General features: G+C 65.9%; 16 protein-coding genes. 9 read left to right on the plus strand and 7 right to left on the minus strand.

Annotated features, from left to right (window positions below):
* Positions 1-63: 63 nt before the first annotated feature.
* Complete coding sequence (locus BLR29_RS23775) at positions 64-1,428, plus strand: MFS transporter (protein ID WP_092140247.1); 1,365 nt, start codon at positions 64-66, stop codon at positions 1,426-1,428.
* Between the two features lie 16 nt (positions 1,429-1,444).
* Positions 1,445-3,034 carry a galactarate dehydratase gene (gene garD / locus BLR29_RS23780; protein WP_092140249.1) on the plus strand — a complete coding sequence of 530 codons (1,590 nt, stop codon included), beginning with the start codon at positions 1,445-1,447 and terminating at the stop codon, positions 3,032-3,034.
* 158 nt (positions 3,035-3,192) lie between these two features.
* On the opposite strand, the gene BLR29_RS23785 is transcribed toward garD, so the two are convergent.
* Positions 3,193-3,561, minus strand: coding sequence for a 5-carboxymethyl-2-hydroxymuconate Delta-isomerase (locus BLR29_RS23785; protein ID WP_092140250.1), 369 nt, complete (start codon positions 3,559-3,561; stop codon positions 3,193-3,195).
* A gap of 154 nt (positions 3,562-3,715) precedes the next feature.
* Between BLR29_RS23785 and BLR29_RS23790 the strand changes: the two genes are divergently transcribed.
* Complete coding sequence (locus BLR29_RS23790) at positions 3,716-4,204, plus strand: MgtC/SapB family protein (RefSeq protein WP_092140251.1); 489 nt, start codon at positions 3,716-3,718, stop codon at positions 4,202-4,204.
* A gap of 72 nt (positions 4,205-4,276) precedes the next feature.
* Here BLR29_RS23790 and BLR29_RS23795 read toward each other — a convergent pair whose 3' ends face one another.
* Together BLR29_RS23795 and BLR29_RS23800 are read right to left on the minus strand one after the other, a co-directional pair.
* Positions 4,277-5,092, minus strand: a complete 816-nt coding sequence (locus BLR29_RS23795; protein ID WP_092140252.1) for an IclR family transcriptional regulator — start codon at positions 5,090-5,092, stop codon at positions 4,277-4,279.
* A gap of 13 nt (positions 5,093-5,105) precedes the next feature.
* The gene (locus BLR29_RS23800; RefSeq protein WP_255371396.1) at positions 5,106-6,698 is read right to left on the minus strand and encodes a class I adenylate-forming enzyme family protein; all 1,593 of its coding nucleotides are present in this window, start codon (positions 6,696-6,698) and stop codon (positions 5,106-5,108) included.
* A gap of 292 nt (positions 6,699-6,990) precedes the next feature.
* Here BLR29_RS23800 and BLR29_RS23805 point away from each other — a divergent pair, with 292 nt between their 5' ends.
* The 4 genes from BLR29_RS23805 to BLR29_RS23820 all read left to right on the plus strand — a co-directional run bounded on the left by BLR29_RS23805 (position 6,991) and on the right by BLR29_RS23820 (position 11,603).
* Positions 6,991-7,290 (plus strand): DUF3649 domain-containing protein, encoded by a 300-nt coding sequence (locus tag BLR29_RS23805; protein WP_092140254.1) that lies wholly within the window; start codon positions 6,991-6,993, stop codon positions 7,288-7,290.
* The gene (locus BLR29_RS23810) at positions 7,290-8,921 is read left to right on the plus strand and encodes a PepSY-associated TM helix domain-containing protein (RefSeq protein WP_092140255.1); all 1,632 of its coding nucleotides are present in this window, start codon (positions 7,290-7,292) and stop codon (positions 8,919-8,921) included. Before BLR29_RS23805 ends, BLR29_RS23810 begins: the two co-directional genes overlap by 1 nt.
* On the plus strand, positions 8,918-9,283 hold the full coding sequence (locus BLR29_RS23815) for a DUF3325 domain-containing protein (protein ID WP_255371397.1): 366 nt from the start codon (positions 8,918-8,920) through the stop codon (positions 9,281-9,283). Before BLR29_RS23810 ends, BLR29_RS23815 begins: the two co-directional genes overlap by 4 nt.
* Positions 9,284-9,476: 193 nt before the next feature.
* Positions 9,477-11,603, plus strand: a complete 2,127-nt coding sequence (locus tag BLR29_RS23820) for a TonB-dependent receptor (protein WP_092140257.1) — start codon at positions 9,477-9,479, stop codon at positions 11,601-11,603.
* A gap of 40 nt (positions 11,604-11,643) precedes the next feature.
* Here BLR29_RS23820 and BLR29_RS23825 read toward each other — a convergent pair whose 3' ends face one another.
* A complete protein-coding gene (locus BLR29_RS23825) occupies positions 11,644-12,519 on the minus strand; it encodes an AraC family transcriptional regulator (RefSeq protein WP_092140258.1) in 876 nt (291 codons plus the stop codon).
* A 155-nt stretch (positions 12,520-12,674) separates the two neighbouring features.
* Between BLR29_RS23825 and BLR29_RS23830 the strand changes: the two genes are divergently transcribed.
* Positions 12,675-13,220: a carboxymuconolactone decarboxylase family protein gene (locus tag BLR29_RS23830; protein ID WP_092140261.1), complete on the plus strand. Its 546-nt coding sequence runs from the start codon at positions 12,675-12,677 to the stop codon at positions 13,218-13,220.
* Positions 13,221-13,350: 130 nt separating this feature from the next.
* Here the strand turns inward: BLR29_RS23830 and BLR29_RS23835 are convergent, their stop codons facing one another.
* The 3 genes from BLR29_RS23835 to BLR29_RS23845 form a co-directional block, all read right to left on the minus strand.
* Positions 13,351-14,001: an HAD domain-containing protein gene (locus BLR29_RS23835; RefSeq protein ID WP_092140262.1), complete on the minus strand. Its 651-nt coding sequence runs from the start codon at positions 13,999-14,001 to the stop codon at positions 13,351-13,353.
* A gap of 327 nt (positions 14,002-14,328) precedes the next feature.
* Positions 14,329-14,532 (minus strand): hypothetical protein, encoded by a 204-nt coding sequence (locus BLR29_RS23840; protein WP_092140263.1) that lies wholly within the window; start codon positions 14,530-14,532, stop codon positions 14,329-14,331.
* Positions 14,533-14,799: 267 nt separating this feature from the next.
* Positions 14,800-16,404: a methyl-accepting chemotaxis protein gene (locus tag BLR29_RS23845; protein WP_092140264.1), complete on the minus strand. Its 1,605-nt coding sequence runs from the start codon at positions 16,402-16,404 to the stop codon at positions 14,800-14,802.
* A gap of 374 nt (positions 16,405-16,778) precedes the next feature.
* On the opposite strand from BLR29_RS23845, the gene BLR29_RS23850 reads away from it, so the two are divergent.
* A complete protein-coding gene (locus BLR29_RS23850) occupies positions 16,779-18,611 on the plus strand; it encodes a phosphodiesterase (RefSeq protein WP_092140265.1) in 1,833 nt (610 codons plus the stop codon).
* Positions 18,612-18,649 lie beyond the last annotated feature (38 nt).

Raw genomic sequence — 18,649 nt, forward strand, 5'->3', positions numbered from 1 at the left:
CGACATATCACACCGGCCCCCACGCATTTCCGCATTCAGGTCCGCCGGCTGTGAGGAGACACGATGAACTCAAGCCCTACCTCCACTGCAGCCGCCGCATCCGGCGCGCGCCGCACCAACGTCCGCTACTGGATCCTCGCCCTGATTTTCATTGTCACGACGGTGAATTACGCCGACCGTGCCACGCTGTCGATTACCGGCCCCGCGATGCGGGAGGAGTTCGGTTTTTCCGCCGTGCAGATGGGCTACATCTTCTCTGCCTTCAGCTGGGCGTATGTGATGGCCCAGATTCCCGGCGGCTGGCTGCTGGACCGCTTTGGCGCACGCCGCATCTATGCGGCCAGCATTTTCCTCTGGTCATTCTTCACCTTGCTGCAGGGCTGGCTTGGCATGTTCGCGACGATCGGCGCGGCCATGACGGTGCTGTTCATGCTCCGGTTTGCCGTGGGCCTGGCCGAATCGCCGGCGTTCCCGGCTAATGCCAAGGTGGTCGCAAGCTGGTTCCCGACGGCCGAGCGCGGCACGGCATCCGCCATCTTCAATGCGGCGCAGTACTTTGCCGCCGTGGTGTTCACGCCGCTGATGGCCTGGGTCACGCACACCATGGGCTGGCACCACGTCTATATGTGGATGGGCATCATGGGCATGGCCCTGGCGATGCTGTGGCTCCGCATCATGCGCAGCCCGGCCACGCACCCGGCCGTCAACCGCGCCGAGCTGGAGTACATCGAGCAAGGCGGCGGCCTGATCCACATGAGCGAAGGCGCCGGCAAGGCCGACGGCAAGACGGCCGCACCCGGTGGCTGGTTCTACGCCCGCCAGTTGCTGCGGAACCGTATGCTGGCCGGCGTGTACCTGGGCCAGTACTGCATCAACGTGCTGACGTACTTCTTCCTGACGTGGTTCCCGGTGTACCTGGTGCAGGCCCGTGGCATGTCGATCCTGAAAGCCGGTTTCGTGGCCTCGTTGCCGGCCATCTGCGGTTTCCTTGGCGGCGTGCTGGGCGGCGTGATTTCCGATTCGCTGCTGCGTCGCGGCTACTCGCTGACCGTGGCACGCAAGGTGCCGATCGTTGCCGGCATGCTGCTGTCCGTGTCGATGATTGCCTGCAACTATGTGGACGCCGAGTGGCTGGTGGTCGGCATCATGGCGCTGGCGTTCTTCGGCAAGGGCATCGGCGCGCTGGGCTGGGCCGTGGTGGCGGACACCGCGCCCAAGGAGGTGATGGGCCTGGCCGGCAGCATTTTCAATACGTTCGGCAATATCGCCGGGATCGTGACGCCGATCGTGATCGGCTATATCCTCAGTGCCACGGGTTCGTTCAACGGCGCCCTGGTGTTCGTGGGCATTAACGCGCTGGTCACCGTGCTGAGTTACCTGGTGATCGTCAAGGACATCCGCCGGGTGGAACTGAAGCACCCCCAATAACAGAAGGAATCCCCAAATGTCGGAACTGTCGGAACGGGATACGCAGGCCGCGGCCACCGTCGCGCCGCTTTACATCCGCATACACGCCAATGACAACGTGGCGATCGTCGCCAACGACGGTGGTCTGCCGGCCGGCACGGTGTTTCCGTGCGGCCTGACGCTGGTGGAACGCGTGCCCCAAGGCCACAAGGTGGCGCTGGTCGACCTGAAGAAGGGCGACGTGGTGACCCGCTACAACGTCACGATTGGCTATGCGTTGCAGGACCTGCCGCGTGGCAGCTGGGTGAATGAACGCGTGATCGAAATGCCGGTGGCGCCCGGCCTGACCGATCTGCCGATCGGCACGCGCTTGCCGGCCCCGCTGCCGCCGCTGGAGGGCTACACGTTCGAGGGCTACCGCAATGCGGACGGCTCGGTGGGTACGCGCAACATCCTGGCCATCACGACCACGGTGCAATGCGTGTCCGGGGTAGTGGAGCACGCGGTGCGCCGGATCAAGACGGAATTGCTGCCGCGCTATCCCAATGTCGACGACGTGATCGGTCTGGAGCACACCTATGGCTGCGGTGTGGCGATCGACGCGCCCGATGCCATCGTGCCGATCCGCACGCTACGCAATATCGCGCTGAACCCGAACTTCGGCGGGACGGCGATGATGGTCAGCCTGGGCTGCGAAAAGCTGCAGCCGGATCGCCTGATGCCGCCTGGCACGATCCCGATCCAGACCGGTGCCGGCGAGGTACAGGTCGGCGTGGTCTGCCTGCAGGACGAGCAGCACGTCGGGTTCGGGTCGATGATCGACTCGATCATGACGATGGCGGAGACCCATCTGGCAAAGCTCAATGCGCGCAAGCGCGAGACCTGCCCGGTATCGGATCTGGTCGTCGGTGTGCAGTGCGGCGGCAGCGATGCGTTCTCGGGCGTCACGGCCAATCCGGCGGTAGGGTTTGCCACCGACCTGCTGGTGCGCGCTGGCGCCTCCGTGATGTTCTCCGAGGTGACGGAGGTCCGTGACGGGATCGACCAGTTGACCGCGCGCGCCGCCACGCCGGAAGTGGCCGAGGCGATGATCCGCGAGATGGACTGGTACGACCGCTACCTGGACCGCGGCCGTGTGGACCGCAGCGCCAACACCACGCCGGGCAACAAGAAGGGTGGGCTGTCGAACATCGTGGAAAAGGCGATGGGATCGATCGTCAAGTCGGGCAGTTCGCCGATCACCGGCGTGCTGTCCCCGGGCGAGAAGCTCAAGCAGAAAGGGCTGATCTATGCCGCCACGCCGGCGAGCGACTTCATCTGCGGCACGCTGCAACTGGCGGCCGGCATGAACCTGCACGTGTTCACTACGGGCCGCGGCACGCCGTACGGACTGGCCGAGGTGCCCGTCATCAAGGTAGCCACGCGCAGCGACCTGGCCCGCCGCTGGCACGACCTGATGGATGTGAATGCGGGCCGCATCGCCACCGGCGAGGCCACGATCGAGGACGTGGGCTGGGAGCTGTTCCGCCTGATGATCGATGTGGCCAGCGGCCGCAAGAAGACCTGGGCGGAGCACCACAAGCTCTACAACTCGCTCGCGCTCTTCAACCCGGCGCCGGTGACCTGATGGTCTGAGATGGCTTGATGGTCTGCTGATGATGAGCAGCCATCGCCGTGAACGACAGCGCGCGCCAGCAACCTGGCGCGCGCTGTCGTTTTGACGTCCTGACGTTCCGACGCCCGCGCGCGGGGTTCCGCACGCCGACGCGGGCGCTTCCTGCCGGCTCAGTTGCCAATAATCTGCTTGGCGAAAGTCGCGCGCTCCATCTCCCGAACCGTCACGGTGACCTGTACGTTCTGCCCGGCGGCGCCCGGCCGAACCGCTTCGGTAATCGCATTGCAGACGATCTCGGCAAGCTGCTTGCGCACCGCCTGATCGCGTCCGTCCAGGATCGACAGCGTGGCGTGGACAAATGCGCGGTCGACGTTCTCCGTTCCCTGGCGGTAAGTGGATAGCGTCACGCAACGCGACTTGATATCCGGTTCCTGAAACTGCCCACTGGCCAGCAGCGCGGCGTTGGCTTCATCCAGCAGTTCTTCCTGCGAACAGGTCAGGCGGGTGTTCTCGGTGAGTTCGATGACGAGGTGCGGCATGGCGTGTAGGCGTGAGTGGGCAGGGGAGCAAGCATCGTACGGCAATCTGCCACAACGCGCTGCACCACGCGCCCATGACCCGCGTTAAGCTGTGGGCATCTCGGCGATTGCGGTGTATCCGTGGCCGATAATTTCCTGATGGCATCCACCCGGCATGGACCAATTCTCGCTTGACCTCTTTCTTCGCCTGCTGGGCGGCCTGGCGGCCGGGGCCATCATCGGCCTGGACCGCAACCTGCACGGCAAGGCGGCCGGCATGCGCACGCTGGGGCTGGTCTCGCTCGGGGCGGCAGCGGCGGTCACGGTGGTGGCGCAGGCGGGCCATTCGCCCGATGCGATGTCGCGCGTGTTGCAGGGCCTGCTGACCGGGATCGGGTTTCTCGGCGTGGGCGTGATTGCCCGCCACGGCGTGCATGACCGGCCGCAAGGGCTGACCACGGCCGCCGCGATCTGGCTGGCGGCGATTCTTGGTGCCGCCGCCGGCGCCGGATACTACGCCGTGGTGATCCTGTCGCTACTGCTCGGGCTGTTGCTGCTCAGGTTCGGGGGGCAGTTTGAAATGCGTCTGCATGAGCGGCTGGACAAGCCACCCGCGGAAAGTCATCCGGGGCGCCGGCAGGATCCGAAGGATCCCGACCTGTAGGTCACCCCATCTATCCTCGGGCCACCAGGTTTCTGGTCGTCCAGGCTTCTATCCCTGCGGCCGTCGATCCCTTCAGGCGGTGACGCCGCAGGCAGCCTCGATCCGGCGAATGTGGTCGCACAGCAGCGGCCGTACCTTTTCCAGCAAGTGAGCCGGTGGCACGATCGCGTTGGGCCCGCTGCAGCTGAGCGTCATCGGCGGCAGCGACGGGCCCGGACGGAAAGCCAGGGCGATCGAGTTGATATCGGGCAGCCAGTCGCCGAACGACGTGGTGCAGCCCAGCCGGCGCGATTCCTCGCGGGAGTTGGAGAGGATGCCTTCGGCATGGGCAGCGCTGACGCGGTCGTCGGTGCGGAACGCGGCCAATGCCTGGCGTTGTTCCGCCGGCGGCAGCGCCACCAGGTAGGCCCGTCCGGCGGCCGTGGTCAGGCCGGAGACCCGGCTGCCCACCGCGACGCGCAGCGTCAGGTAGCTCTCCGACTGGCAGTTCTCGAAAATCAGCATGCGACCGCGATCGCGCACGATCAGCGATGCCACACCCTGCGACAGGTCCGCCAGTTCCTGCATGAACGGCCGCGCCACCGCCAGCACCTCGGCACCTTGCTGCGCCGCCGGGGCCAGGGCCAGCGCGGAACTGCCCAGGCGATAGCGCACGGGATCGGTCAACGCCTGCAGATAGCCCAGTTCGGTCAGCGTGTGCGTCAGCCGGGAGATCGTGGACTTGGGCAGGCCGCAGCGCTGCGCCAGCTCGGCATTGCCGAGTTCATTGTCGAAGGCGCGAAAACACGCCAGCACGTCCAGCCCGCGCGCCAGTGCGGTGACGAAGTGGCGGTCTTCCTTGCGATTCCCATCCTTGGGGGCGGTGAGGGTGTCTGCCTGCGTTTCCATGTTCGCTTGTGTGTCAGGCCTTGCCGGTGGCCAGTTGCTCGCGCAGTTTTGCTTTCAGGATCTTGCCCGATGGCGCCGCGGGCAACTGTGTGACGATGCGGATTTCGGCCGGCATCTTGTATGCCGACAGGCGGTCGCGCAGGAAGGTGCGCAGTGCGGCCTCGTCGAGCGTCATGCCGCCGCGTACCTCCACGAATGCGATGACTTCCTCGTTGCCCTCCACCGCACGGCCGACCACGGCCGACTGCAACACGGCCGGGAAGGCGTTCAGCGACTGCTCGACCTCCTCCGGATACACGTTGAAGCCCGAGTGAATGATGATTTCCTTGGAGCGGCCGACGATCGACACGGCCCCGTCGGGGTCGATGCGCGCCAGGTCCCCGGTGTGCAGCCAGCCGTCGCTGTCGATGGCCTGCGCGGTCAGGTCGGGACGGCGGTAGTAGCCCTTCATCACGTTCGGACCCCGTACCAGCAGCTCGCCGCTGCCATCCGGCAGGAGCGGCCCCAGCTGGATTTCCACGTGCGGCACGGCAGGTCCGACAGAGCAGTCGCTGCGCGGCGATTCCACGCGCGTCTGGCAGACGGTCGGCGAGGTCTCCGTCATGCCGTAGCCATTGTTCAGGAGGATGCCGAAGGCGTCCTCGAAAGCGGCCTTCAGTGACGCGGTGAGGGGCGCGCCCCCCGACTGCGCGATCCGTAGCGAAGGCGTGCGCAGCGATTGGCCCTGCGCACGGCTCCATTCGATGACCTTTGCGTACATGGCCGGCACGCCGTGCAGGACCGTCAGTTGTTCCTCGATCAGCGTGCGCGCCAGCTTGTCCGGCCGGAAGCGCGGTTCATAGTAGACGGTGGCGCCATTGGACAGCGGGCCCACTAGCAGCACGGACAGCCCATACACGTGCGAGATCGGCAGTACGCCATAGACGCGATCGCCCGGCTGTACGCGAGACTGCATGCGGTTGGAATGGCCGATGAACATCAGGTTGGCATGGGTCAGCATCACGGCCTTCGACGCACCCGTGGTCCCCGTGGTGTAGATCAGCGCGGCCACCTGGTCGTGCGCATCCGCTTCCACCGGTTCCGCCACGGCGTTGTCGTCGACCGGGCTGACCAGCAGGCGGCCCACATGCGGCCACTCGGCCCACTGCGCGCCGCGCGCCAGGCCATGCTCGCGCGCCTCGGGAAAATCGTTGTCGAGATACAGCGTCACGCGGGCGCCGGCGTGTTCCACGATGTTGGCGATCTCACGCGCGGACAGCCGCGCATTGACCGGTACCGACCACGCGTCGATCGCGCTCAGCGCCAGCAGGATGATCGCGCATCCCACGCTGTTTTCGGTGAGCAGCACCACGCGGTCGCCCCCGCGCACGCCCAGGGTCGTCAGCGTCTGGGCGGTCTTGCGCACGGCGGCATCCAGCTCGCCATAGCGCAGCGCCCGGTGCGCATCCATGACGGCCACGCGATCGGGGTCGCTGGCAACCCACGGGGCCATGGTCTGGTGCAGGCGCTGGAAAGCGGGCAGGAAGGGAGGGAGGGTGGCGTGACCGGTACGGTCCGAGTTGTCGGTGGGGGAGGTGGGGGAGGTGGGTGTGGCGGTACTACGCATGCATGTCTCCGGCTAAGGCATCCGGTGTGATTCCACCGGTATTCGTTGGACCGGATCGTCCCATCGATTGGCGGACGCTGTCAACCGCAGTGTGGAATTGAAATTCTGCAATGCAGAATACAAAAAACTGGACGGAAAACGCGTCGATCCGTGAGGCGCGCCGTTTCAGGGTTTTTGCAACATGTCTGGCATTGTCTTGACGAAAATACAATGGCCGATGCGGTCTGGGATACACAACGCAGATGAGAACGCTTATCATCTGCGTTCTCGGATAGCAGGGAAGACGCAGGACATGAAGCAGGGCATTTCGGCCGGATACCGCGTGGCAGTCGCCTCGCGCGCACTGGCCGCCATCGTGGGCGGATACGCACTGGCTGCCGTGGCGACCGGATGTCTGTCCCTTGCACTCGTGCACGGCGCCGGATTGCCGCGTGCCGAGGCTGTTCTCACCGCCACCTTGTTGTCGTTCCTCTGGTACGGGGTGGCCGTGGTGTGGGTGTTCGCGGCGGATAGCGTGTGGCGCGCGTGGCTCGGTCTGCTGGTGCCATGCGCACTGCTGGGCCTGGGTTGGCTGACGATGCGTGGGATGTGATGGCAACGCTCAGAAAAGGTCAGGGCTTGCGCCAGTCGATGGCGTGGCTCCACACATGGTCCGGCTTGCTGGTCTGCTGGGTACTGTTCCTCGTGTTTTGCGGCGGCACTGCCAGCTACGTCAAGGAAGAGATCACCCTCTGGATGAAGCCGGAGCTGCACGCATCGCTGAACGAACACGTGCCCGCGACCGACGCCGCGCGACGGGCGATGGATTTCCTGCAGCGTCAGGCGCCCGATGCCGAGCGCTGGTTCATCACGCTTCCCGACGACCGCCGGCCGACGATTTCGGTGTTCTGGCTGCGCCAGCCCCGTGCGGCTGACGCGGGCAAGGGCAATCGCGCCCGGCTGGAATCGCGCACGCTCGATGCCGCTACTGGCAATCCCGTGCCCGGCGCGCGCGATACCCGCGGCGGCGAGTTTCTCTACCGCCTGCACTTCGACCTGCACTACATGCCCGCGATCTGGGCACGCTGGATCATCGGCATCTGCACGATGTTCATGTTCGTGGCCATCATCAGCGGCGTGATCACGCATCGGCGGATCTTTGCGGACTTCTTCACCTTCCGTGCGCGCAAGGGCCAGCGCTCCTGGCTGGACGCGCACAATGCCACGGCCGTGCTGGCGTTGCCGTTCCACCTGATGATCACCTACACGGGGCTGGTCACACTGCTGTTCCTGTACATGCCGTGGGGCATCCAGGCCGTCTACAACGGCGACGAGAAGGCGTTCAACGCGGAGCTGGCCGCCCGGGCGCCCCGCGTCAAGGCCGCCGACGTGACAGCACCGCTCGCTCCCCTGGGGCCGATGCTGACGCAGGCGGTGGCGCACTGGGATGGCACGTTGCCTGCGCGCATTGCGGTGGAACGGCCCAACGACGCCAATGCGATCGTCAGCCTCACGCGCGACGCGGGGCGCAACCTGACCGCGCAGCCGCCCACGATGGTGTTTTCGGGCACGACGGGAACGTTGCAAACCACGCTCGGCGATGACCCGGCCGCAGCCAGCGCCACCCGAGGCGTGATGGTCGGCCTGCATGTAGCGCATTTCGCGCCGCCGTTACTGCGCGCGCTGCTCTTCCTGTCCGGGCTGGCCGGTTGTCTGATGGTCGCCACCGGGGCGTTGCTCTGGGCGGTCAAGACACGGCAGTCCCATGCCCGCACGATCGCCATCACGGGGCGCACCCCGTTCGGTCTGCGGTTGGTGGAGAGCCTCAATCTCGGCGTCATCGCCGGAGTGCCGATCGCATTCGCCGCCTACTTCTGGGCCAATCGGCTGCTGCCGACTGATATGGCCCACCGTTCCGACATGGAAATCCGCGCGTTCTTCGCGGCCTGGGTGGTCGTGGCGCTGCTCGCGCAATGGCGGCCGACGCGTGCGATGTGGCGCGGATGGCTGTGGATGGCGGCCGCGCTGTTTGCCGGCTTGCCGGGGCTGAATGCACTCACCACGACGTCGCACCTCGGCGTGACGCTGGTCCACGGGCCGGCTGTCGTGGCGGGCTTCGACCTCACGGTGCTGGCGCTCGGTATCGGATTTGGCGCTGCCGCGTGGATGCTGGGACGGCCGCACGGGATGCGGCGCACCAGCGGCGCAGCGCGCGCGGCGGGCGGCGTGGGAGAAATGTCGTGACGAGCCTCGCGATGTGGCCAGTCGGCCTGGCCGGCCTCGGCTTTGCGCTCGGCGGATTTACCTGGCTGGCGCAGACGATCGAGCGACATCACGCCGATCGCTTCGGACGCGGCACATCGCCATCTGCGCAACGCATGCGGCGGCTCCGGCTGCAAGGGTGGGGCGCGCTGGGCCTGGCGTTGGCTGCCTGCGTCGCGGCGCAGGGCTGGGTGTTCGGCATCCTCTATTGGGCGGGACTGCTCACCGTGAGCGCGTTTGCCGTAGTGGGCGCGTTCGCGTGGGCCCCGCGCGCCACGAGCCGGATCGCGGCAGCGTCGATTGGCATTGGCGTCTTCGCATCGGCCGTTTTCATGCAGTGGTAGTGCAGTACCCGAGCCGCGCCTGCAGAGCGCGGCCGGCATCAACGGACACGGGTCAGTCCATACCCGCGGCAGTCAACCTGCTTCGCGGGTCATTCATCATTCAGGGAGTTTTACGTTGTCTTCCGCAGCATCTCGCGCTTTCTTGTGCACTCGCGCGCGCACATCACAATCCCCATCCACCAGACTTCGCCGCATGGTCGCGGTATTGGCCGCCGCTGGCGCGCTACCGTCGCTGGCATTCGCCCAGGAAGCTGCCACGCCGGCTGAAGCCACCAGCTTGCCGGCCGTGACCGTGCGCGGCGAAGCCACGCCGGACCAGTCGCCGCCTCCCTACGCCGGCGGCCAGGTGGCCCGAGGTGGCCGGCTTGGCGTCCTGGGCAACCAGGACATGATGGATGTGCCGTTCAGCATCACGTCCTATACAGCCAAGACGATGCAGGACCAGCAGGCGCACAGCATTGCCGACGTGCTGGCCAATGATCCGGGCGTACGCAGCAGCTATGGCTTTGGCAATTTCTCCGAGACGTTCGTGGTGCGCGGCTTCCCGCTCTCGGGCGATGACGTCGGCTACAACGGCCTGTTCGGCATCGCGCCGCGCCAGCTGGTGGCGGTGGAAGGCCTGGAACGCGTGGAGATATTCAAGGGCGCCAGCGCATTCCTGACCGGCGTGTCGCCGGGTGGCTCCGGCATTGGGGGCGGTATCAACCTGGTGCCGAAATATGCAACCGCTGCGCCGATCACGCAGGCGACGATCGACTATACGAGCGACGCCCAGGTTGGCGGCCACGTGGACATCGGCCGCCGTTTTGGCAACGCCAAGGAGTTCGGCATCCGGGTCAACGCGCTGGCGCGCGGGGGCGAGTCGTCGATCGACAAGGAAGACCGGCAGCAGCGACTGTTCACGCTCGGCCTGGACTACCAGGGTGAGTCGTTCCGCATCAACGGTGACTTTGGCTACCAGAAGCAGGCCGTGAACCAGGGACGTGGCCCGGTGCAACTTACGTCGACGGCGACAGCGCTGCCGCCCGTGCCGTCATCGACCACGAACTTCGCCCAGCCGTGGACGAACTCGATGCTCGAAGACACGTACGGCACGGTGCGCGCCGAGTACGACATCACGAAGAACTGGACAACATTCGCCGCGTTTGGCGCGCACCATACCAACGAGTTCGGCAACTATGGCGGCGCCACGGTGGGCAACGACGGATTCGGCACCTCATCGCGCCTGACCGTGCCGTTCAAGCAGGATACGTATACCGGCGAAGTCGGCGTGCGCGGCAAGTTTGCCACCGGCCCGGTCAAACACGCCGTCAGCCTGAGCTGGTCCGGATTACAGTCGCAGAAGCGCACGGCCTATGAGCTTTCCCGCAGCTATGCCACCAACCTCTACGATGCGCCGGAGGTGCCGCGTCCCGCTACCTTCCTTACCGGCAACAGCATGACCGACCCGGCCGTCACCGGCCGCACGAACCTCAACGGTGTATCGATCGCGGACACGCTGTCGTTCCTCGATGACCGCGTGCTGCTGACCGGCGGCGTGCGCCGCCAGAACATCGGCGTGCGCGGCTACGGCTATAACAACGGCCCAGTGACCTACTACAGCGAGGCCGCCACGTCGCCGGTGTTCGGCCTGGTGGTCAAGCCGCTGCAGAGCGTGTCGGTCTACTACAACCACATCGAAGGGCTCGCGCAGGGCCCGACGCCGCCGACCCGTGCGATCAACCGCGACGAGGTGTTTCCGCCGATCAAGTCCAAGCAGAACGAAGCCGGCGTGAAGTATGACGCTGGCACGTTCGGCACGACGCTGGCCATCTACGAAATCAAGCAGCCTACCGGCGTGACGCAGAACGATGTGTTCAGGGTCGCGGGCGAGCAACGCAACCGCGGCGTGGAGTTCAGCCTGTTCGGCGAGCCGATGCGCGGCGTGCGCCTGCTGGGCGGCGTCGCGTATATCGACACCAAGGTGTCGAACACCGGCGATGCGAACACCGAAGGCAAGCAAGCGGTGGGTGTGCCCAACTACACGCTGAACCTGGGTGCCGAATATGACCTGCCGTTTGTGCCGGGTTTGACGGTGTCCGGCCGCTATCTGCAGACCGGCCGGCAGCAGGTCAACGCGACCAACACGATCAGCGTGCCGTCGTGGAACCGCTTCGACCTGGGCGCGCGCTATGCCTTCAAGGCGGCGCAGCAGCGCTATACGGTCCGGGCGTTGGTCGAAAACCTGGGCAACAAGGACTATTGGTCGTCCGCATACGGTGGCTACCTGGTCCAGGGCGCGCCGCGCACGTTCAAGGTGGCGATGACGGTCGACTATTGACGTCAGCCTGACGGGCATTGTCAGGCATGACGATGCCCGCTTAGCGCGCCTCCCGGACTTCGACGTCGCGCAACCAGTCGCGCGGCGACTGTCCCACCTTGGCCAGGAAGACCCGCGATAATGCCGACGCATTGGCATACCCCAGTTCGTCGGCCATCAGCTTGATCGGTACGCCCGCGCGCAGCTTCGACTGCGCCAGGCTCACGCGCCAGTCGGCCAGATAGTCGGCGGGCGTCTGGCCGACGATATCGCGAAATGCTGCCGCAAAGGCGCTGCGCGACATGCCGGCGCAAGAGGCCATGTTCTCAAGATTCCACGCATCGCCAGGCGACTCATGGATGGCCACCAGCACGCGGGCGAGTCGCGGATCGGACATCCCTGTAATCAGCCCGGGCTGGATGCCGGCCTGGTCCGGATGGTCCAGCAGCCAGCGCAACAACTGGATGACCACCACCTCGAACAGCCGGTCCGCCAGCAGCCGCTGGCCGCAGCGCACGCGTTCCGTTTCGGCGAAAAGCAGCGCCAGCGCGGGATCGAGACCTTCCACACGCGCCAGGGGCAGCACAATCAGCGGCGGCAATGCGCGGGCGATCGGATTCATCGCACCGCCATCGAAATCGAGCGTAGCGCACGTGAACTGTGAGCCGTCGAGCGGTGGGTTGTGGAACATGTGGACCGTCTGGCGCGGGTAGAACAGCAGCGTCGGTTCATCGATCCGCAAGCGTCGCGGCAGTGCGCGCGAGGCGTGCGTGACCTCCATCTGGCCTTCACGCAGGACGTGGAGGAAGCCCCGGCCTTCCTCGTCGAACCGGGTGACGCCACAGAGCGGGCCCGCATGGAACAGGTGGGCTCGAATGCGAAAGCGCTCGAGCAGTGCGGACAAGCGATCGGGCGGCGGCCCGGCGGTCGGCGGCATGGTCTGGATGAATGGGTATGTTTGGTGGATGAATTGTATCCTTCCGTGCGGTGTTCGCGACGATAGTGGATTCCAAGGGCAGTGGCCTCATGCACCACGCCAACGCCCGAAACCCAATCCGGCTTTTCGCCTGACACCAGTAGAAGGAGTTCATCATGACCGCACGCGTACCCCTGCATAGTGCCGAGACCGCCCCGGCTGGCAGCGCTGCTGCCCTTGGCCAGATCCAGGCCGCCTTCGGCACCACGCCGAACATGTTCCGCGCTGTCGCCAATTCACCCGTCGCACTGCAATCCATGTGGGGATCGTTTGGCGCGCTGGGTGGTGGCGTGATCCCTGCCCAACTGGGCGAGAAGATCGCCGTGGCCATTGCCGATCGAAATCGCTGCGAATATTGCCTGGCCGCGCATACGGCGCTGGGCCGCAAGGCGGGCGCATCGGCAGAGGCGATGGCGGCGGCACAGGCCGGCCGTTCCGACGACCCGAAGACGGCTGCGGCCATCACGTTTGCGCTGAAGGTGGTCAACAATCGCGGTCAGCTTGGCGAAAGCGATGTCGCTCAATTGCGCGCCGTCGGATTTGGTGACGAGGAGATTGTCGAGATCCTGGCGCACGTGGCGCTGAACCTGTTCACCAACTACGTCAACGTGGCGTTCCACGTACCGGTGGATTTTCCTGGCGTGAAGCTGAATCCCCGCTGATCTCGCGCCGATCCTGCGCGCATCCTGATGGGATCTCGCGCGGAACCTGTGCCGTTGACCGTTGACGCACCCATGAAAAATGGCCGCGAATCATTGCGGCCATTTTCTTTCAACGGAAGGCTAGGGGGGCTCAGGCGTGGATCACTGCCGGTCGGAGGCTCTGTCCGGTCAGGCTGGCCACGGCGACGGCCATCGCCTGCTCGCGTGCCTCGGCTGCGGCCGGGGCGGGCATGAAGCGCTCCGGGGCCTCGCGTGCCAGTTGCTGCAGGTGGCGCAGCTTGGCCTTCAGGCCAGGCTCGACGCGCGAATCCGGCGTCACCGTGGATGGGCACGCGACACCGAGGATGTCCAGTGCCTGGCGGAAGTTGGTCACCGTGAGGCCTTCCGCGGGATCGACGCTCACCAGGTGCGCGCGCTGCGTCGCGCTCATCGTCTCGGGGGCTGCCGTGGACAGGATCACCCAGGCGCCCGGCGCGGTGCGTTGCGTGAACCAGGCGTCGATCTCGGCGCCGTGTCCACCCGCCACGCGCGGGGTCATGCCTTCGACCTGCAGGTCCAGTTGCTGGAAGATCGCCGCCGGCGTGCCGCGTCGCCATGCATCCGACACCACCACGCGGGCCCCGGCGATGCCGAACAGGCGGCGCAGGAAGCCAAGCGCGATGGGATCGAAGAACCTGACATCCCGCAGGGTTCCCGTGTTTGGCATACCGCCCAGGCGGGCAGCGGAGCGGTCCGAATACAGGACGCCGGGTACGTCCAGCATGATGAGGCGTTCAGACATGATTTCCTGTGGTGGTCAGTCGCTGTTTGGATGAGACAAGCGTACTCGGCTATGACGTGCCAGAGGCGACACAAAATGTGCGTAAGTGCAACAGTTCTGTAACTTGGTCGCTCAACTCGTAAATGCCGGTTACCCCTCGATGTCAATTGTTTCGGGCCGACACACCTGCGTTCGGACTGCTGCGAACCAGGCGCGGGAAACTGGCCAAATTGCGGGCCACACAATGGGCCAATGCAGGAGAAAACGGGGCGCGAGGCCCCTCGGTTGACAAGCAGACAATTAGGGAATTTACGGACAGGGCGATGGGGACCGCCAACCAGCGCCGGCTCAGCGCTTCTTCAAAAGTTGCATTTCGAAATGCTCAAAAACCTGCTGGCAGGATTCGTTGCAGAACAACATGCCGTCGGACAGCGGCGCCTCACAGGCGTGGCAACTGCCACATGGCCTGAGGCGCGGCGCCCAGTCCCTGCCGTCCGCCTCGAAGTCGTTCTGGAACGATGTGTCGTCTTGCACTGCCTTGCGTAGCGGCATGCGCGGTCCTCGCTTCCTTGTCCAAGAGTCGTCCCAGGATGTCCCCAGGTCGCCCCAAGGGAGTGTCACCGCCCAGCCGTCAGCGGTAGCTGAGCAGTGATGCTACGGGCACGGGTGGGCGCGGACAAATCGGAATATCCCGATTTACGGCAGCGACGTCCAAAAACTGAAGCCGCAGCGTACGACACTGCGGCTTCGGCCTGGGCGGAATTGGCGGGGACGGAAGAAGCGGGGGCGAGCGCCCGCCGCGGTCAGACGGTCAGACGGTCAGAAGTGGAAGCGTGCGACGTCCGATTCCAGCGCGGCCGCCTGGCTGTCCAGCCGCGCGGCCTGGGTGGTGACGGCCTCCACCAGCGCGCCATTCTGGGCGCTGGTCTGCTCGAGCTGGCCCAATGCGTCGCCCACGGTGCGGATGCCCGCGGCCTGCTCATCGGCCAGCTCGCGCAATTGGCCGGCCAGCGCGTGACTGTGGTTCACGGCGGATTCGATGCCTTCCATCGCCGCCACCACGCGACTGCTCAGGCCGGCACTGCGTTCGATTTCCTTTGCGGCATCACCGACGATCCCGCCAATCTCGCGCGCCGCATTGGCACTGCGTTGCGCCAGGGCGCGCACCTCCTGCGCCACCACGGCGAACCCGCGCCCGGCGACACCCGCGCGCGCAGCTTCCACGGCGGCATTCAGGGCGAGGATGTTGGTTTGAAACGCAATGCTCTCGATGACCGAGACAATCTCGGAGATGTTGCGCGAATGGCCGTGTACGTTGGCCATGGCGCCGCTCATGTCGCGCACCACGGCCATGCCCGCACCGGTGGCTTCGCGGGCCTGGCTGGCCATCGCACTGGACTCGGTTGCTTGCGCGTGGGCCTGCTGGACCAGCGCGGTCAGCCGCGCCACGTTGTCCGCAGCCTCGGCCAGCGCGGAGGCCTGGCGGCCGGTGCGCGCGGCCAGTTCCTGGTTGCCCGATGCGATGCCGCTGCTGGCAGCGGTGATTTCGTGCGCGCAATCCTGGATGCGGGACAGGACGCCGGCCAGTTGATCGCGCATGCCCGCCAGGAAAAACAGCAGGCTGCCGTTGTCGTGCGCGCGCAGGGCAATGCTGGCGGTGAGGTCGCCGCTGGCGATGCGATCGGCGACGGCCGCGGCGTCACGGGGCTCGCCACCGAGCTCGCGGGTCAGGCCACGCGCGGCAAACCAGGCCAGCAGTGCGGCCGCAATGAAGCTGGCCACCAGCAGAGTCGCCATGACCGTCTGCGCGGTCACCTGGCTCGCCGCAACGCCCGCAACCGTGTCGGCGGCCTGACGCTCCAGCGCCTTGCGCGTGGTCTCCATGAGGGCGCCGAGCTTCTGCAGTTGTTCGCCGAGAAAATGGCCGTCCACGGAGACAGCGCTGTCGAACTGCAACGCATCGAGCGGCTGCTTTCGAATCAGGGCCACATAGGCGCTCATGAGTTCGCCAGCGGCTGCGCGCTCCTTGTGGAGCGCTTCCGCCTGGCGTGGTGCGGCTTGCCGCACGCCATCGACGGCCTGGTCGAGCTGGCGCAGCGCCTCCTGGATATCGTTGGCCGCGGTATCGCGTTCACTGGAACTGGTGGCCAGCGTCAGGGCCAGTTGTGATTGCCCCAGCGTGGCCAGCGACGCCCGGGCCCGCTCGGCCGAAATCGCACCGCGCATATCCCGCTGATACAGCGTATCGGTGTCCTGTTTGAGAGCGATGAGATTGACGATCCCGGTCAGGCCGACGATGGCCCCGAATCCGTAGATCAGGACGAAGGCGGCGGACAGCCGCACAACCAGCGGCAGGCGGGCCAGCTTGCGCCACGCCGACCCGGCTTGGGCACGCGGCAGATTGAGCTTGATGGCTTGCAACACGAAACACACTCCTCCGAGACAAAAGCCCCGGCCATGCCATGACCCTTTTGACCACTGCCGGACCTGCCTTTCTGTCTGTCCCGGCGAGGGGCATCGAAGGCATGATCCTGTTGCAGTGCGGCGCGATGTTCGGCGAGTGGTGTGACGTCGGCGTGACACTCTTGTTTCATCGGGAATGTCACACCAGCGACACATTGTTGTCATGAAATGACGTCCGCTTCATGCCAACCTGCCTCACTAATGATTGCTCCGGACTGGCCGTTAACCTGCGGGTGGCCCGTCATCCGCCCTGACGGGGCATGGTCACTCCGGCTCGCTTGCGAGGGGGTGGCCCGCATTCGTCATTCCTTGCGCGCCTAGCGTCTTCCTGTTCCATGCTGCCAGTCGTCTCCGAGTCCGGCGCGGCCCCCGAGGCCGTGCGCCTGCCGCCCCTGCACGCGGTATTCCAGCCCATTGTGACGCTGGCAAACAGCGAGGTGCTGGGCTATGAGGCGCTGATTCGCGGTCCGGTCGGGTCGGCCTACGCATCGCCCGATGCGCTGTTCCGTCTGGCCGAGGCAACCAACGGCACCGTTGCCCTGGAACTGGAGGCCGCGCGCACGGCGCTGGCCGCGTGGTCGACCCTGGACCTGCCGGGCAAGCTGTTCCTGAATTTCAGTCCGCAGACCTTGCGCCGCCTGCTGGCGGGCCGTGGGCAGGCGATGGCCGCGCTGCTGGGCGCCGATGGCATGTCGAGTGCCGCCAGCGCCATCGCGCCGGCGCGTGTGGTGATCGAAGTCACCGAGCAGACAGCCATCGGCGATCCGGCCAGCTTCGGCCGCGCCATGACGGTGTTGGGCGAGATGGGCCTGCAATATGCGCTCGACGACTTTGGCACCGGCCATGCCAATCTGGACATGCTGGCCGACCTGTCGCCACAGTTCGTAAAGATCGACAAGTCGCTGGTGCAAGGCATCGGCTCCAGCTCGCGCCGGCTGGAGATCCTGCGCGCGGTGCTGCGGATGATGAGTGCATTCGGCGGACGCCTGATCGCGGAAGGCATTGAAGACGCGGAATCCCTGGCTGTGGTGCGGGACCTTGGCGTAGCCGCGGGGCAGGGCTACTTTCTGGGCCGGCCGGTGCCGACCCCTCCGCGGGAAGTGATGCCGGCGGTGCGGCAGGTGCTCGTTTCCAAGCAGATTGCAGTGTTTCCACAGACGCTGCGGTCTGGATGGTCAGGGATGACGGCGGGGCGCCTGATGAGGCCGGCGCCGACGGCCAGCCCTGCGACACTCAATAACGACGTGCTCGGCGTCTTTCACGCACAACCCGATCTCCACGCGATGGCGGTGGTGGACGAGGAGATGCGGCCGATTGCGATGATCAATCGCCAGACCCTGATCGACCGATATGCCACGCCGTTCCACCGCGAGCTCTATGGCAAGAAGGCTTGCATCACGCTGGCCAGCCGGGAGCCGGTGTGCTTCGACACTCGCGCGGGACTGGAAGATATGGCGCACTGGTTTGCCGGGGAGCACCCACGCGCGTTGGCGGACGGATTTGTGATTACCGATGGTGGCCGCTATCTGGGCCTCGGCACAGGCGCGGACCTGCTGCGCGCGATCACCGAGGTGCGCATGGAAGCCGCGCGCTATGCCAATCCGCTGACGTTTCTGCCGGGCAACATTCTGCTAAACCAGCATATCGACCGTCTGGTCGGTGCCGGTAGTCCGTTCCATGCATGCTACGTCGACCTGAATCATTTCAAGCCCTTCAACGATCGCTACGGATACTGGAGGGGCGATGAAATGTTGAAGGGTGCGGCCGCCATCCTCGCGGAGGCCTGCGATCCGGCACGCGATTTCCTGGGTCACGTGGGCGGCGACGATTTCCTCGTGCTGTATCAGGGCGATGACTGGGAGCGACGCCTCCGCGAGGCGATGACACGTTTCAACGAGGCCGCACGGGCCATGTACGCACCGGCTGACCGCGCGGCGGGCGGCATTCACGGCGAGGATCGGTTTGGCCGGCCGGTATTCTATGCTCCGGTCACGATGGCAGTCGGCGTGGTGCGCGTGAGCACGGAGGCCATGGCGGCGCAGCGGCTGGGCAGCCGGCACATAGGCGCGGCATCGGCTATTGCCAAGCGCGACGCCAAACGCGCGGCAAGCGGCATGGCGGTGATCGATCTGGGAGAGTTGGCCAGCCAAGGCGGCCTCGACAGCTGAGGCTGCCTGGGCAAGTCGGGGCAGGTGATGGGCGTTAT

It is taken from the genome of Cupriavidus sp. YR651, assembly GCF_900101625.1.
Classification (GTDB): Bacteria; Pseudomonadota; Gammaproteobacteria; order Burkholderiales; family Burkholderiaceae; genus Cupriavidus.